The organism is Ruminococcus sp. (genome assembly GCF_045129435.1).
In the GTDB taxonomy this organism is placed as follows: Bacteria; Bacillota; Clostridia; order Oscillospirales; family Acutalibacteraceae; genus Ruminococcoides.
The window spans coordinates 1-16,894 of record NZ_JBGVJL010000022.1 but is presented as its reverse complement, the minus strand read 5'-3'; the positions used below and the strand labels follow the sequence as shown (position 1 = coordinate 16,894).

The following is a 16,894-nucleotide window of genomic DNA, read 5'->3' as shown; positions in this document are numbered from 1 at the left end:
AAGAAGTTCGTAAACAGCGTATTATGCTCAGAGATAATATTTCTGAAGAAATGGCAAAAAGCCGCATAAATGCACAGCTTTCCGAAAGCTATTTCAAAGAAAATTCTGATTTTATACTTGAGAACAACGGCTCAAAGCAGGAACTTATCAGCAAGACCGAGGGACTGCTCGGATACTTACGGCAGGTGATTTAATGGCGGCAAATCCCCGATACAGAAAAAAGCCAAAGAAAAAGGGCAAAAGCTTTATTGTGGCAGGCTGTATTGTACTGGTGGCAGTTTTGCTTGCCCTGTTTGTATTCAATTACTATGACAGGGCAAAGGAGCAGCTGCTTGAACTCAGTTATCCGAGAGATTACAGCCAATATGTTGAAAAAGCCGCAAAGGACTATGAGCTTGACCCGTCACTTATATATGCGGTAATCCGCACAGAAAGCGGATTTAATGCCGATGCACAATCAGATGCAGGTGCTTGCGGAATTATGCAGGTTATGCCAAGCTCGTTTGAGTGGCTGCAGCAGGTGAGAGATTGCGAGGGAACATATACGGAGGAGGATTTGTTTAACCCTGAAATCTGTATAGACTATGGCTCGTATCTTTTAAAATATTTTCTCGATTATTATGGAACAGAAACCTCGGCAATAGCGGCGTATAACGCAGGCTTTGTGGTATCGGATTGGCTTGAAAATCCGGACTACAGCACAGACGGCGTAACACTTACCGATATACCGTACCCCGAAACCAAGGAATATGTTGAAAGGGTAACGGACGCAAAAGCTAAGTATATTGAGTTATATTATTCATAAACTAATATGTATATTAAAATGAAAGGAAGATAAATATGGCAGACGAAAAAAGCAAAGCAACACTTCTTAAAGAAGAAATTATGATGAAGAGCAAAAAGGGTGCGGCTACTCTCACTGCTGACGAGATTAAAATGGCTGATGACTTCTGCGTTGGCTATAAAGAATTTTTAGACCATTCACCGGTTGAGCGTGAGGCAGTAAGCTATACACTTGAGCTTGCTAAAAAAGCAGGCTTTACAGAGTACAACGAAAACGCTTCTTATAATGCAGGCGACAAGGTTTATTATGTAAACCGTGACAAGGCTATTGCACTTGCTGTTATCGGTAAAAACGGTGTAAAGAACGGTGCAAGACTTGCGATTGCACACATTGATTCACCACGAATTGACTTAAAGCCGAACCCACTTTATGAGGATACAAACCTTGCACTTTTCAAGACTCACTACTATGGCGGTCTTAAAAAATATCAGTGGACAGCACTTCCGCTTTCACTTCACGGCACCGTTGTAAAGCTTGACGGCACAAAGGTAAATATCACATGGGGTGACGATGAAAATGAGTCTTGCTTCTGCGTTACAGACTTGCTTCCGCACCTTGCAAAGGATCAGGTTTCAAAGCCTCTCGCAAAGGTATTCACAGGCGAGGATCTCAATGTTCTTGTCGGCTCTCGTCCATATGCCGAGGGCAAGGACGAAGGCGACTTTGTAAAGCTTAATGTAATGTCAATTCTCAATAAAAAGTACGGTATTGTTGAGGGTGATTTCCTTTCAGCAGAGCTTTGCCTTATTCCGTCATTCAAGGCAAGAGATATTGGCTTTGATGCAAGTATGATCGGCGGCTATGGTCACGATGACAAGGTTTGTGCTTATCCGGCAGTAATGGCATCTCTTGATGTTGAAACACCTGAGCAGACCTGCATTACTTATCTTACAGATAAGGAAGAAACAGGCAGTGACGGCAACACAGGTATGCAGAGCGACTTTTTGCGTTACTTTGTGTATGACCTTGCAAAGCAGGACGGCATTGACGGCTACAAGGCACTTTCAAAGAGCACCTGCCTTTCAGCCGATGTAAGTGCGGCTTATGATCCAACATATGCAGCGGCTTATGAGGCAAAGAACTCATGCTTTATTAATGAGGGTGTAGTAATTTCAAAATACACAGGTCATGGCGGCAAGTACGATACTTCTGACGCATCTGCCGAGTATATGGGCAAGGTAAGAGCTTTGCTTGAGAAAAACAATGTAATGTGGCAGGTCGGCGAGCTTGGCAAGGTTGATATGGGCGGCGGCGGAACAATCGCCAAATATGTTGCCAATATGAATGTTGATGTAGTTGACCTTGGTGTGCCTGTACTTTGTATGCACGCTCCGTTTGAAATTGTATCAAAAATTGATGTATATATGGCTTACAGAGCATTCTTTGCATTCTTTGACGATAAAAATTAAAAAAATTCAAAAAAACACTTGCATTTTCAAAAGAAATGTGGTAATATACTACTTGCGGTTAATGATTAACCGCATATGCGCTGGTAGCTCAGCTGGATAGAGTGTCTGACTACGAATCAGAAGGTCGGGAGTTCGAGTCTCTTCCAGCGCGCCAATAACACACCTTGATTTCGGGGTGTGTTATTTTTTGTGATTTTTAATTTAATTTGTACACAATAAAACCCACCGAACAAAGATTGTTTGAACTTTGTGCGGTGGGTTAGTTTTTGAGTTCTTTTCAATAGTTGGGGTAAACCAATATCACTCCAACACTAAAATCGGGGCTATTATGAGCCGTTTAAAAGAATGAACAGATAATAAATATTAAGCTTATAACGACTATAATTGCAGATGCAAACCAGAACAGTATTATACCTATACGATTACATCGATACCAGTGCAGTTCATAGCCTGAATATTTTTTGCTTTCATTTTCTGCGTATTGCTTTTTGAAATAATTCTTCTTCAATACCGAAATTATAATTACATTATATAAACCCCACGCTCCAAAAATAAGTGCAGGGTAAGCCGACCAACTGTATAAATTAAAATAGGTAAGAAAAATAAGCAAAAGCGAAACCGGCAATCCGCACAATATACCGATAGTTATTCTCCAAAAGTCTTTATTTAGCATATTGTTAGCCTCCCTTTTTAGTTACAACTAAGCTATCATAACAAAGCTTGATTTGCAAATATAAAAACCGAATATCAACGAGAAAGACAAGGCAATACTTACTACTGCGTTTATCAAAAAAATAATGTCAGCCAGTGGTGCTATTGTTTTGTTTTTTGCTGAAAGCTTTTTGTGTACCCTAATTGTGAACATAACTAATACTATAGAAACATTAAGGTGCATAAGCGACATAAAGACACAGAGATTGTAGCTTATGGTGCTTTGATAAAATAATATCTGAAAAACTATGCTTGATACGACAAATCCAACAAGGCAGAGCGTAGGAACAATGTATCTATTCTTTTTTTGATGCTTATGGCTTTCTGATGCCTTGTCATATTTTAAGGTGACTGTGAAAAAATACAGTATCAATACATTTAATATGCAAAGTATTATTTCTGTAACAATACTTTTATGTAAGGGGATACCTATAAAAGACAGCGACAAAATCAAGGTAAGCAAAAGTAAAATATTGGTTTTCTTCATAATAAGACAATACCTTTTAAAATTAAGTTTATAAAATCAGTATATACCAAATATTGCTCTTTTGCAATATAAATGATGAATTTTTTAGTTGCTGCTTTATAGAGTATGTTGACTAAAATTATAGAAAAATGAAATATAAACTGATTTTTCTTAAAAAATTTTTTATTTTTATATATTGCGTTTCTGCCGAAAAACAAAGCGTTTCTGCCTAAATTGTGCAATTTAAATAAAAAAATATTCTCCTTTTTTATCTGACTTAAAACAAACATTCGCATTTACCATTATAATAAATATAAAATTTATTTATAATTAATAGTAAATTTTGTGTTTTTATTATGAATTTGGAGGTGAATTTTGCTATTAAATATTTATTTTAGAAGTTTTGTATATGGTTTTTAGGTTTTGGAGTAGTTTTGAAATTAACAAAAGCACAGGAGGAAAAAAGCGTGAAGAAAAACAAAAAAATAGTTAGTGCTGTTCTTGCTGCAAGTATGTTAGTGCCTTGCTTTGCAACAGCATTATCGGTAAATGCGGCTACAATTAATGAAAATGCAGAGGTATCTGCTGCCGATTACGGCTTAATGGATAACATTCAGGACGGTACAATTTTGCATTGCTTTTGTTGGAAGTACAATGATATTAAGGCAATGCTTCCACAAATTGCAGAGTCGGGCTTTACTTCGATTCAGGTATCACCGCCGCAGGCTACAGGAGGTACAGGCTCTTGGTGGTGGGTTTATCAGCCATTGGGATTTTATATTGGCACAAATGCACTTGGCACAAAGGATGATTTAAAATCACTTTGTCAGGAAGCAGATAAGTATGGAATAAAAATTGTTGCCGATATAGTAGCAAACCACCTTGCAGGCGATCACAGCAGAATTCAAAATGACTTAAAGGATAGCCAGTATTGGCATCAGGATATAGGCCCGGCACAGGACGGCGACCGTTACAAAGTAACTCACGGCACTATTGGTATGCCTGACCTTAACACAGAACATTCTTATGTTCAGCAATGCGTTGCAAATTATGTACAGGAACTTAAAGGTGTTGGTGTTGACGGTATTCGTTGGGATGCTGCAAAGCACATTGGTCTTCCAAGCGAGGGCGACAATTTCTGGAAAACGGTTACAGCAGACAAAAGTATTTGGCATTACGGTGAAATTCTAAATAACCCGGGCGTTACGGATGAACCAAGAGCAACAAATATTTTGAAAGAATACACAACTTATATGAGTGTTACCGACAGCAGATATGGTATGACTCTTCGTGAATCATTTAATAGCGGTAATGCTCCGTCTGCATATGGCAATTTGTGTGCTAAGGGACTTTCTAATGATAAACTTGTTTATTGGGGTGAAAGCCATGACACATGGTCAAATAACAAGGACTGGGGCTATTCAAATGAGATGAGTCAAAATGTTATTGACCGTGCATATGCGGTATCTGCAAGCAGAGATAAAATAACTTCACTTTATTTTTCTCGCCCGTCATCAAAGGTAAAAGATGACATTATGCTTGGTGCAAAGGGCAGTACTCATTTTACAAGTACTGAGGTTGCCGAGGTAAATAAGTTCCATAATGCAATGAATGGTAAGGGAGACTATTATACAGCCTCAAACGGCTGCAGCGTTATTACCCGTAAAAATGGCGGTGCTGTTATTGTAAAGGGCAGCGGAAGCGGTAATGTTTCTGTAGAAAACGGCGGTGGCTATGCAAAGCCGGGTACATATGTAGATAAGGTTTCGGGCAATACATTCACTGTTACTTCTTCATCTATCAGCGGTCAGATTGGTTCAAGCGGTATTGCTGTAATTTACGAAGAAGAAAATCCAAAGCCAAAGGTAAGCGTAACTCCTGGTTCTTCAACTTACAAGACAGATACTTACACTCTTACATTAAATGTTAAGAATGCAGCAAACGGTCAGTATTCTATTGACGGTGGTGCATATAAGACATACACAGACGGTCAGACAATTCCGATCGGTGCAGGCCTTGCTTACGGCACAAAAACAACTGTAACAGTTAAGGCAAGTAATGATTCAGGTTCAGCCGAAGATACTTACACATACACAAAGGTTGACCCAACCTTAACTCAGAAGATTTACTTTGATAATTCTTCTTACAACTGGTCAAATGTTTATGCTTATATTTACGCAGATACAGTATCTAACGCAAAGTGGCCGGGCGAGAAGATGACTAAGGACTCTGCAACCGGTTACTATGTAATAGAAGTTGATGATTCACTTGCAAACGGTGCGGTAATCTTTAGTGACGGTACAAACTCAGCAAGCAAGCGTTACCCTGCTGATATGGAGCCTGGTCTAGACCTTAACGGTGCAACAAAAATCTTTAAAGCTAACCATACATTTGAAGATTACAACCCACCAATACCAACACAATCTACAACCGCTACTCAGCCAACAACATCAACTCAGCCGACTACACCACCTGTAGAAAGCGTACTTATTGGTGATGTTAATCAGGACGGAAAAATCTCTGTAAGTGATGTAACAGAAATTCAGCTTTATGTAAATGAAATGACTGTATTTACAGATAAGCAGAAGCTTGCTGCTGATGTAAATGATGACGGCTTAATCGATATAAGAGATGCTACATACATTATGATGTATATTACAGCTCAGCCAAGCAGTGATGCAAAGGTAGGTCAGTACACAGGCGGTGTAACTCCTACACAGCCAACAACTGCACCACAGCCTACAACAAAGCCAACTCAGCCAACAACAGCACCTACCACACAGCCTACTACTTCATCTGTATCTGATACATATACAATGACATTTACAGATAACTACAACTGGGGCAGTGTGAACTGTTACTATTGGTCGGACAGCAACACAAAGATGACTTCATGGCCCGGTAAGTCAATGACAAAGTCAACTACCAACGATTACGGACAGGGCGTTTATACTATTGATATTCCGAGTGACGCAACATATGTAATTTTCAACAATGGCAGCAGTCAGACTGTTGATATTCAGATTACAGGCAGTGCGAAGTTCTATATCTCCGGAAGTTCAAACGGTAAATACACAGTTAAAAACTGGTAAAATAGGTTTATTATTGAATTTTATATGCTATAATAAATATAAGCTGTCAGGAAAATTTCCTGACAGCTTATGGCATATTGTTTAGTAGGAGATTTTATGGAGAATCAGATTGAAAAGAATATAGATTATTTAAGAAAATCTCGACTTTTTCAAGGGTTTGCAGATAACGAGATTGAGAGATTTTTATATAGTACGGAGTTTAAAATTGTTGAATTAAATCGTGGAGAAAAACTTGAAATTGAACTTGACAAATCAATTTTTGTATTAAATGGTTCAATAGCCACCTATGAAAATAATATAGATGGCGTAAAAACATTTATAAATTATTTTGAGCCTGAGGGAAATGTGTTGATTGCGGTTAGTCCGGATACAATATATCCTACAGTTTCGGTTGAGGCAAGGAAAAAGTCAGTGGTTTTATTGCTGAAAACAAATTCATATTTGGAAACAAATGCTTCAATACTTGTTTTGCAAAATAGGATTCAGCAGAACATTATAAGTATGTTCTATAAAATGACTGAAAATGTTATGCAGAGAACAATAGCAACAGCAGAATCAATTTCAAAAAAAAAGATAATAAAATATTTAAAGCAATTAAAAACTGAACAGAATAGTGATATATTAAAAATTCCTTTTACAAGACAGGAGCTTGCAGACCATTTGCAAATGGATATAAGTACCCTTATGCGTGAACTGAAAAATTTGCAGGAAGCAAATGTGCTTACTTATGAGGGAAAATATATAACTATTTTAAATTCAACTGTTTAATAATGCACAACCTCTCTTAAAAAGGGCAGTCCAACTACGGACTGCCCTTTTGCTGTGGATTACAATTTACTTGTTTTTAAGCTGTAAATTATGCCGGGAAAAATGCACCAGCTGTGATGTCGAGGTAATTTAAACCGGAGTAATTCGGATACTCTGTCTTTACCTTGTTTTTAAAATCTTCGGCATCGGAAGATTTTGCGGCAATGGTTTTGATATTTTTAACATAAGCAAGCTTAGTTTTTACATCGTCAGTATCCTCGGGGTCATAGTGAGAGGTGAGGATAAGTTCGTAATTTTTGTTGATATAGCTTTCAAGGTCGGCGATCATTGCGTCTGCGTGAGCGTTGCCACCGATGATTGAATGGCAGTCATGACCGAGCATATGTGTGTAAATAACATTGATTTCAGGAAAAACAATGTCGAATGCGTCTGCGGTTTCTACAATGCTAAGCTCTGTGTCTGCAATTTTCAGTGTGTCGCCTGCAATGAGGTTTGTAACTGTGTGAATTGATGAATCAAAAATATTGCCGAAAGCCTTGTTAAAGTTTTCAACTAAAGCCTTGCCGCCTCCGATTGTGCCGTAGGTGTTGGCTTTTTTTGTAGCGTATTTTTTAACATTCGGTAAAAATGTACCGCCACCCATATGGTAAGCAAGCACAACGCCCTCAACCTGTGCACCGCTTTCTTTGATGAAAGCTTCAAGCTCTGCAATGTTATCGTTGAAGCAAGGTGACTCAATTACTGCCATTTTGTTGTTCTTGACAATCATAATTGTTTCATCGTCAATAAAATCATTTGTGCGGTAAACCAAAAGCTTGACCTCACCAAAGGAATACTCAAATACTACGCCTTTTTCTAATTTAATCTCGTTGTAGTTTGTCTTTTTCATAATAAAACCTCCTGAAAAATAATATATGCTTTTATGTGTTGAATTCGTTGTAACCTTTTTGATTACAACGATATTTTAGCACAAGACTGTTGTAATGTCAATAGTTACAACAAAAATTATTAAAAAAGATTTTGAAGAAATTTCCTCAAAATCTTTAGCGTAATTATTTTGGTTCTGTTTTAAATGTTGGGGTGATATTGATAAATTATGGTTTAGCAACGGTCGGGAAACTTTTACTTAAATTATCACAAACTTTATACCCGAAAATAAAAATTTGGTCAACCTTTTTCAAAGGTTGTGGGTGTGGGCAAAGCCCACAATACTTTCCCGTTATGCAAAGCTTTGATAGCCAAACAACCTGCTGTTTGGTAACTTAATCACAATGGCGAAAGCTTTATAATTGCGACAGCAACACAAAACAGAAAAGATATTCTTTTTCTATTTATAAATTATTTCTTATTTTTAAAGGCTGTCGCCTGTTTTGTCAAACTTTGCTCTATCACACAAACAGCGTTGCTGTTTGTGCCTGAAAATTTGCAATAAACACAACTTTTCTTGGGCGTTGCCCAAACCCACGAGCCTTTAAAAAGGCTCGACCTAAATTTTATGTTATTTATCCTAAGCTTTCAGCTAAACCATAATTTCCCCCAACTATTGATAAAAAGCCATTATTTTTGTGTATCAATTATTTTCTGTGTATCGTTCAAAACATCTTTTAATGTAATAGCCGAAAGTTCGTTTTCCATTGCTTGCTGAACCTTTAGAAGTCTGCTGTCAAGCACAGTATGAATATTTCTGCCTACAGGGCAAAGGGGATTTGGGTTTTCGTGAAAATGAAAAAGCTCACCGTTGCCAACGCAATCAACAGCCTTGTAAATATCGAGAAAGGTGATTTCACTTTCGGGTCTTGCAAGCACAGCACCGCCCGAACCTCTTGCAACATCAACTATGTTTGCCTTTTTTAGCTGACCGAGAATTTTACGAACAATTACAGGGTTTACATTTGTGCTTGATGCTAAAAAATCACTTGTAACCTTGTTGCTGTCGCCAAAGGTTTTTATACAGGTGAGAATATGAACGGCAAGGGTAAATCTGCTTGAAATCTGCATTTATAGCACCTCTTTAAAGGATTGTTGTAAGAAAAAACACGCTGACCGAGTTGGTTAGCGTGTAAATGGTCGGGATGACAAGATTTGAACTTGCGACACCACGCCCCCCAGACGTGTGCGCTACCAAGCTGCGCTACATCCCGCTACAGTAAAATCTATTTTAACAAAAATTTAGCAAAAAGTCAAGGTGCATAGAAATATTAAAGAGGTTTTTCAATAAATTCTTTCAGCTTATCAATTTGATTTTTCAGGTCGGCTTCACCTTGTTTATAGATCTTGCTGATTATATCCGGATTGCTTTCGGTGCGGCTTATGCCAAGACTTTGCTTTGGTGCAATTACATACACAAGTCCCTGCTCCTCAAGCTTTTTAATTTCGTCAAGCTGATTGTTATACATCTGCGGACGATTTAAAAGTGCCTTTGCAAATTCAGGCTTATGCTTGTAGCGTTTAGCGGAAATATCAAGAGTTTTGTCGGCATGCTTGCTGTAATCTCTTGCCTGGGTGAGAATTACAATGCACTTGTCACAGCCGTCGTCAAATGCGTGTTTAAACGGAATGCTGTCGGTAATTCCGCCGTCAAGATATTCGTTTCCGTTTATAATAATCGGCTGAAATAAAAGTGGCAACGCACAGGTGGCTCTCAGAATTTCAAATCTTCTGTCATAGCGTGACACAGGCACATACTCGGGTCTGCCTGTGTTTATATTTGTAAGAGTTGCAATAACCTCACCTTTGTACGCTGCAAATGTATCGTAATCAAAGGGTACAAGTTTATTGGGAATTTCGTCCATAATAAAATCAAGATTAAAGTAGCATCTTTTTTTAGGGTTAAAAAGATACCTTTTGCCCATATATCTCTTATCGTGAAGATATTCAGTACCTATTATATAGTTTCTGCCTATCTGTTTTGAAACATATGAAACAGCGTTTGCAATGCCTGCTGATGTGCCGATTACATAGTCTGTGTATATATTATTTCTCAACAGTTCGTCCATAACACCGCAGGAATAGTAGGTGCGAGCAGCACCGCCCTCGGCTACAAGTCCTAATTTCAATATGATCACTTCCTTATATAAATATTTTACTACATTTTAATAAAATTTCAATAGCAGTATTACTATATTGTTTGCTAAAATTGCAAGTATATTGCATAAAATATTCCTTTATTTTTGGATTAAATATATAAATTTTAGGCAAAGCTTTAGTGTAAGTAGTATTAATTTGGCAAAATAGCTAAAAACATTTTATATTTATTGTGCAATAATAATGTTGCCAATTTAATACATATTTGTTATTATTAAAGTGATCAAGCCATTTTTATTCGCATATAAGAGTATTTACTCATTTGCGAATCTGTAATTTATTTAGGAGTTGAGAAAATGAAAAAGAGAATTCTTAGTGCAGCACTTGCGGCAAGCTTGCTCATTCCTTGTGTTGCAACTGCGGCTACTGTTAATGCAGCAGTATTGACAGATAACGCAGAGGTATCTGCTACAGATTACGGTCTTGCAGATAACATTCAGGACGGTACTATTCTCCATTGCTTTGACTGGAAATATACCGACATTAAAGCAGAACTCAAAAACATTGCTGAGGCTGGTTTTACTTCAATCCAGACTTCACCTGTTCAGGGCAATAACAACCATGGTTCATGGTATTGGCAGTATCTTCCACGCGGATTTTATGTTGGTTCGGGTGACAATGACCTTGGTACTAAGCAGGAACTTCAGGACCTTATTAACGAGGCAGATAAATATGGCATTAAAGTTATTGTCGATGTAGTAGCAAACCATCTTGAGGGCTCACATAACAACATTGTTGATGACTTAAAGCCAAGTCAGTATTGGCATAATTCAGGTTATTCATCAAATGGTGATAACGGTACTCAGAGAATTGACTGGACAAACCGTTGGCAGGTTACACACGGTGACATCGGTATGGCTGACCTTGCTACAGAAAACAGCTATGTTCAGCAGGTAGTAGGTAAATATGTTCAGGAGTTAAAGGATATGGGCGTTGACGGTATCCGTTGGGATGCTGCAAAGCACATTGGACTTCCAAGTGAGGGCGATAACTTCTGGAAAGAGGTTACAAAATACGGTCTTTATAACTATGGTGAAATCCTTGGCGGACCTGATGACAGAGAGTCAGGCAACGAAGGACTTATGAAGGAATACACAACATATATGTCTGTAACAGATAACACATACGGCAGTCATTTGTGCGGTGGATTCAGAGATGGTACAGCAACCACAACTACAGGTATCTGGACAGAAAAAGGTATTTCTGCAGACAAGCTTGTATATTGGGGTGAAAGCCACGATACATTCTCTAACGAAGTAAAAGACGGCGGTTGGACAAAAAATATTTCTCAGAATGTGGTTGACCGTGCTTATGCAATTGCAGCAAGCCGTAATGCAGCAACTTCATTGTATTTTTCTCGTCCTTCTACTACAAATAGTACAGATATTTTGGTAGGTGCTAAGGGTTCAACTCACTTTACAAGTGCAGAAGTATCAGAGGTTAACAAATTCCATAACGCTATGATTGGCAAAGCCGATTACTATGCTGTTAAAGATAACTGTTCTGTTGTTACTCGTAAAGACGGCGGTGCCGTAATTGTTAAGGGCAGCGGCAGCGGCAGCTTCTCAGTACCAAACGGTGGTGGCTATGTAAAGCCGGGCAAGTATATAGACCATGTATCCGGTAATGAAATCACAGTTACAAATTCAACTATTTCAGGTGACACAGGTTCAAGCGGTATTGTTGTAATTTACGAGGATGTAAAACCAACTCCAAAGGTTTCTGTTACTCCTGGTTCTTCAACTTACAAGACAGATACTTACACTCTTACATTAAATGTTAAGAATGCAGCAAACGGTCAGTATTCTATTGACGGCGGTGCATATAAGACATACACAGACGGTCAGACAATTCCGATCGGTGCAGGCCTTGCTTATGGTACAAAGACAACTGTAACTGTTAAGGCAACAAACGAGTACGGTTCAGCTGACGAAACATATACATACACAAAGGTTGATCCATCACAGGTACAGAGAATTTACTTCGATAATTCTTCTTACAACTGGTCAAATGTATATGCTTATATCTATTCAGGCAAAACCTCAAATGCTGAGTGGCCGGGTCAGAAAATGACTATGGATTCAGCAACAGGATACTATGTAATAGATGTTGACGATTCACTTGCAAACGGTGCAGTTATCTTCAGTGACGGCACAAATTCATCAAGCAACCGTTACCCTGCAGATATGCAGCCCGGTCTTGATCTTGAGGGTACAACAAAGCTCTTTAAGGCAGGCAATCAGTTTGTAGATTATCAGCCTGTTCAACCTACAACAGCAACACAGCCTACAACACCTGTAGAAAATATTCTTATCGGTGATGTAAATCAGGACGGTAAAATTACAATCAGTGATGTATCAGAAATTCAGCTTCACATTGCAGAAATGGCTACACTCACAGGCAATAACCTTGTTGCAGCAGATGTAAACAGTGACGGTATTGTTGATGTCAAGGATGCAACATATATTCAGTCTTATATTGTAAATATCGCAATCAGCGGTTCAAAGGTAGGTACATATACAGGCGGTGTTCAGCCAACAACTGCACCTACACAGCCTACTACATCAACTCAGCCAACACAGGCACAGGGCAATGTAGTTTACTACAAGAATACTTCAAACTTTGGTACTCCAACAGCTTACTATTGGAGTGATGATGACGCAAAGATGGTTGCATGGCCTGGTAAGGCTATGACTAAGGTTTCAGGCGATGTTTACAGCATCGAAGTTCCTGACGGTACACAGTATATCATTTTCAGTGATAACGGTGGCAACAAGACAAATGACCTTACAATTCCTGGATTTGGTCAGATTTATAATAATGGTAGCTGGAGCAACTATTCAACAGATCCAACAACTCCAACTCCTACATCTCCAACAGTATCAGGCAGCATAGTTTATTTCAAGAATACATCAAACTTTAGCACACCTACAGCTTACTATTGGAGCGACTCAAACAAAGCTATGACAACATGGCCTGGTAAGGCTATGACTAAGGTTTCAGGTGATGTTTACAGCATTGAGCTTCCTGAGGACGCTAAGTACATTATCTTTAGTGACAACGGCAGCAACCAGACAGGCGACATTACAATTCCAAGTTTTGGTCAGATTTATGCTAACGGTTCATGGTCAGCATATAACGGCTGATTGCAAATAAGTAAAATTGCAAAGTTTAACCCCCTCATTACGAGGGGGTTATTTTTATACTTAAATTTTAGCAGCCACAGCCACAACCGTTAGAAGACTCGTTACCGCCACAGCAAGCAAGGATAACTATAAGAAGAATAACCCATGAGCAGCAGTTGTTGCCATTACCAAAAAAGTTACACATAAGCGTTTGCCTCCTTTCTGTTTACACTACATAATATTGCAGAATACAGAAAGTGTGACATTCAAAAGTAAAATTGAAGTTTGATAATTATAATAAGGCTCTTTTTGAATAGTTGGGGTAAATTATGGTTTGTAACGGTCGGGAAATTTTTGTTTGACTTATTGCAGACTTTATACTCGGAAATAAAAATTTGGTCAACCTTTTTCAAAGGTTGTGGGTGTGGGCAAAGCCCACAATATTTTAGCTAATGCAAAATTATGATAGCCAAACAGCTTTCTGTTTGGCGGATTAAGCACAATGGCGAAAGCCTTATAATTGCGATAGCAACACAAAAAGCCATTAATCTTTACTAAAAAATGATACTTTTTAAAGGCTGTCGCCTGTTTTATCAAACTTTGCTTTAGCATACAAACAGCGTTGCTGTTTGTGCCTTTCAAATTGCAATGGAAACAACTTTTCTTGGGCTTTGCCCAAACCCACGAGCCTTTAAAAAAGGCTCGACCTAAACTTTTTATTCTTCATCTTTAGCGATAGCTAGTCTTTAATATTTAAGATTTTCAACATTTATCAAAATTCGATTAAAATAAAAAGCAGGCGGTCACAACATTAGTTTGATGTGACCGCCTGTATAAATTTAAAAATTATTCAGCTTCTGCTCTGTTAATTGCATTAAGTACACCAAGTACAGATGCAACATTGACATTAGAATCAATGCCAATACCAAATATGTTCTTTCCGTCCGGCTTTTTAAGTTCAATATAAGAAACAGCCTTTGAGTCTGAACCCTGAGAAATTGCGTGCTGGCTGTATGAAATGAATTCATACTTATCAAGACCAAATTTTTTGATTGCATTAAAGAATGCGTCAATAGGTCCGTTGCCAACTCCGCTAAGAACAACCTCGTCTGCACCGTCAATAGTCATCTTACCCTTGAAGTGAACATAATCCTTGCCGTTCTCACTTTCTTCGTAAATCTTACGCTTTGTAAGAGCGTATTTCTGCTTAGCTTCAAGATAGTTTTCATTAAATACCTCGAAAAGCTCTTTTGGAATAAGCTCTCTGCCAAGTTCTTCACACTTTTTCTGAACAAGCTTAGAAAATTCAGGGTGCATCTTCTTTGGAAGATCATAACCAAAGTTGTGGCTCATTACAAAAGCCGCACCGCCCTTGCCGGACTGAGAATTAATTCTGATGATCGGCTCATATTCTCTGCCAACATCAGCAGGGTCAATAGGGAGATATGGAATTTCCCAGTATTCGGTTCCACTATCCTTCATATACTGCATACCTTTGTTGATAGCGTCCTGATGCGAACCGGAGAAAGCGGTAAATACAAGCTCACCGATGTACGGCTGACGAGGATTAATTTTCATATCTGTGCATCTCTCGTAAATTTCTCTGAGCTTTGGAAGATTTGAGAAGTCAAGCTTAGGGTCAACACCCTGTGTAAACATATTAAGTCCCATTGTTACAATGTCAAGGTTACCTGTTCTTTCGCCGTTGCCAAAGAGTGTGCCCTCAACACGCTCAGCACCTGCAAGAAGTGCAAGTTCGCCGGAAGCTACGCCTGTGCCTCTGTCGTTATGTGGGTGCAAGCTAATGATGCAAGCCTCTCTGTTCTTTATATGCTTAATAAAATATTCTACCTGATCGGCATATGTGTTCGGTGTGCACATCTCAACAGTATTAGGAAGATTTAGAATAACAGGGTTCTCTTTTGTAGAGCCAAGTGCCTCCATAACCTTGTCGCAGATGTAAACTGCATTTTCAACCTCAGTACCGCTGAAGCTTTCAGGTGAATATTCAAATCTGAAGTTTGTGTCGCCTGTGTATTCATCTGTAAGCTGCTTTATAAGCTTAGCGCCCTCAATGGCAATCTGAGTTACGCCCTCCATATCGGTCTTGAATACAACTTTTCTCTGTAAAGTTGAGGTTGAGTTGTAGAAGTGAATGATTACATTCTTTGCCCCCTTAACTGCCTCAAATGTTTTGCGGATAAGGTGCTCTCTTGCCTGAACAAGTACCTGAATTGTAACATCATCAGGAATATGATTGCCCTCAATTAATTCACGACAGATTTCATATTCGGTTTCTGATGCACTCGGAAAGCCGATTTCAATTTCCTTAAATCCCATATCTACAAGGGTGTGGAAAAATTCAAGCTTTTCTTCCATATTCATTGGGTCAACAAGTGCCTGGTTGCCGTCACGAAGGTCAACACTGCACCAGATTGGTGCTTTTGTAATTACATTGTTTGGCCATTCTCTGTTTTCAAGCTTAATCTGCTGAAAAGGAATGTACTTTTCAAATCCTGGTTTCATATAAAGTGCCTCCTAATTAATTGCACAAAAAATCGCCCCTAAAAAGGGACGAATAAAAATATCCGTGGTACCACCCGGTTTCAGGTGTACATCACTGCACACCCCTTACAGACTTCAAACAAAGCCCTGACCGATAACGCAGTCTGGCGTTCTGCACTACATAATCTCGCACAGAAAACTCGGGGATGAGCTATACATATAAAGGATAACGCAGCTTTTCACCAAACAGCTGCTCTCTGAAGATATACCGATATATCTTGTTCCCGTCATCGCTTTTAGAGGGATTTACTTGTTGATACTATTATATAGAGAATAAAAACTTTTGTCAAGATTATTTGCTACATATTATGACTTTTTCTTATATATATGTATATAGAAAAGTTGTGTGCTGTTGAAGTAGTGTAATGTTAGTGATAGATTAATTCTGCTTAATGAAATAAGTATATAAATAAGAAAACAGGGCATAATTATATACGCAGTATGGTTATTTAAAAGAAATATAACTCGAAAAGTCAGTGATTATGCGGTTATTTAAAGAAATTTTAAAAAATATGAAAAAAATTGAAAAAAGGGGTTGCAATTTGAGAAAAGAGGTGATATAATAACATTCGTCGCTTGAGGAAAGCACAAACAACAGAAAAGTTTGAAAGCACGAAAGAAGCTTTTAAAGAGTTTAGAAAAAACTTTGAAAAAAGTGTTGACAAACGAAATAAAGCGTGATATAATGATTCACGCACTGTTGAGAGAGGTTCGGTAAAACCGACAAAAAACTTTCCGAAAAGTGCGTAGGACCTTGAAAATTAAACAACGAGAAAGATAAAGGAACCCGTAATACTTTGAGGATACTCAAAGATTTACAGTGAGATGCA

Annotated in this window: 11 protein-coding genes, 2 tRNA genes and 1 other annotated feature; of the genes, 7 read left to right on the top strand and 6 right to left on the bottom strand. The window is 38.4% G+C overall.

Translation table 11 applies throughout. From position 1 onward, the window contains the following. The 4 genes from ACJMMI_RS01000 to ACJMMI_RS00985 all read left to right on the top strand — a co-directional run. On the top strand, positions 1 to 194 hold a 194-nt coding region (locus tag ACJMMI_RS01000), incomplete at its 5' end, for a dephospho-CoA kinase (protein ID WP_405352683.1). Then, positions 194 to 805 (top strand): lytic transglycosylase domain-containing protein, encoded by a 612-nt coding sequence (locus ACJMMI_RS00995; RefSeq protein ID WP_405352681.1) that lies wholly within the window; start codon positions 194 to 196, stop codon positions 803 to 805. The genes ACJMMI_RS01000 and ACJMMI_RS00995, both read left to right, overlap by 1 nt. A gap of 35 nt (positions 806 to 840) precedes the next feature. Further along, complete coding sequence (locus ACJMMI_RS00990; protein ID WP_405352679.1) at positions 841 to 2,253, top strand: aminopeptidase; 1,413 nt, start codon at positions 841 to 843, stop codon at positions 2,251 to 2,253. Between the two features lie 77 nt (positions 2,254 to 2,330). Continuing rightward, a tRNA-Arg gene (locus tag ACJMMI_RS00985) sits at positions 2,331 to 2,407 on the top strand. Between the two features lie 183 nt (positions 2,408 to 2,590). Here ACJMMI_RS00985 and ACJMMI_RS00980 read toward each other — a convergent pair. After that, positions 2,591 to 2,926, bottom strand: coding sequence for a hypothetical protein (locus tag ACJMMI_RS00980; protein WP_405352677.1), 336 nt, complete (start codon positions 2,924 to 2,926; stop codon positions 2,591 to 2,593). A gap of 971 nt (positions 2,927 to 3,897) precedes the next feature. Between ACJMMI_RS00980 and ACJMMI_RS00975 the strand changes: the two genes are divergently transcribed. Together ACJMMI_RS00975 and ACJMMI_RS00970 are read left to right on the top strand one after the other, a co-directional pair. Continuing rightward, entirely contained in the window at positions 3,898 to 6,522 is a 2,625-nt protein-coding gene (locus tag ACJMMI_RS00975) for a starch-binding protein (RefSeq protein WP_405352675.1), read from the top strand. A gap of 96 nt (positions 6,523 to 6,618) precedes the next feature. Continuing rightward, positions 6,619 to 7,290: a Crp/Fnr family transcriptional regulator gene (locus ACJMMI_RS00970; RefSeq protein ID WP_405352673.1), complete on the top strand. Its 672-nt coding sequence runs from the start codon at positions 6,619 to 6,621 to the stop codon at positions 7,288 to 7,290. 88 nt (positions 7,291 to 7,378) lie between these two features. Here ACJMMI_RS00970 and ACJMMI_RS00965 read toward each other — a convergent pair whose 3' ends face one another. The 4 genes from ACJMMI_RS00965 to ACJMMI_RS00950 all read right to left on the bottom strand — a co-directional run bounded on the left by ACJMMI_RS00965 (position 7,379) and on the right by ACJMMI_RS00950 (position 10,346). Next, a complete protein-coding gene (locus ACJMMI_RS00965; RefSeq protein WP_405352671.1) occupies positions 7,379 to 8,179 on the bottom strand; it encodes a hypothetical protein in 801 nt (266 codons plus the stop codon). Positions 8,180 to 8,847: 668 nt separating this feature from the next. Then, a complete protein-coding gene (locus tag ACJMMI_RS00960; protein ID WP_405352669.1) occupies positions 8,848 to 9,288 on the bottom strand; it encodes an Rrf2 family transcriptional regulator in 441 nt (146 codons plus the stop codon). Positions 9,289 to 9,354: 66 nt separating this feature from the next. After that, positions 9,355 to 9,431: transfer RNA gene (locus tag ACJMMI_RS00955), tRNA-Pro, on the bottom strand. A 57-nt stretch (positions 9,432 to 9,488) separates the two neighbouring features. After that, positions 9,489 to 10,346: a patatin family protein gene (locus ACJMMI_RS00950; protein ID WP_405352668.1), complete on the bottom strand. Its 858-nt coding sequence runs from the start codon at positions 10,344 to 10,346 to the stop codon at positions 9,489 to 9,491. Positions 10,347 to 10,670: 324 nt separating this feature from the next. Between ACJMMI_RS00950 and ACJMMI_RS00945 the strand changes: the two genes are divergently transcribed. Continuing rightward, positions 10,671 to 13,520 (top strand): starch-binding protein, encoded by a 2,850-nt coding sequence (locus ACJMMI_RS00945; RefSeq protein ID WP_405352666.1) that lies wholly within the window; start codon positions 10,671 to 10,673, stop codon positions 13,518 to 13,520. A gap of 825 nt (positions 13,521 to 14,345) precedes the next feature. On the opposite strand, the gene leuA is transcribed toward ACJMMI_RS00945, so the two are convergent. After that, positions 14,346 to 16,025, bottom strand: coding sequence for a 2-isopropylmalate synthase (leuA, locus tag ACJMMI_RS00940; protein WP_405352664.1), 1,680 nt, complete (start codon positions 16,023 to 16,025; stop codon positions 14,346 to 14,348). 41 nt (positions 16,026 to 16,066) lie between these two features. Further along, positions 16,067 to 16,304, bottom strand: a binding site (T-box leader). Positions 16,305 to 16,894 lie beyond the last annotated feature (590 nt).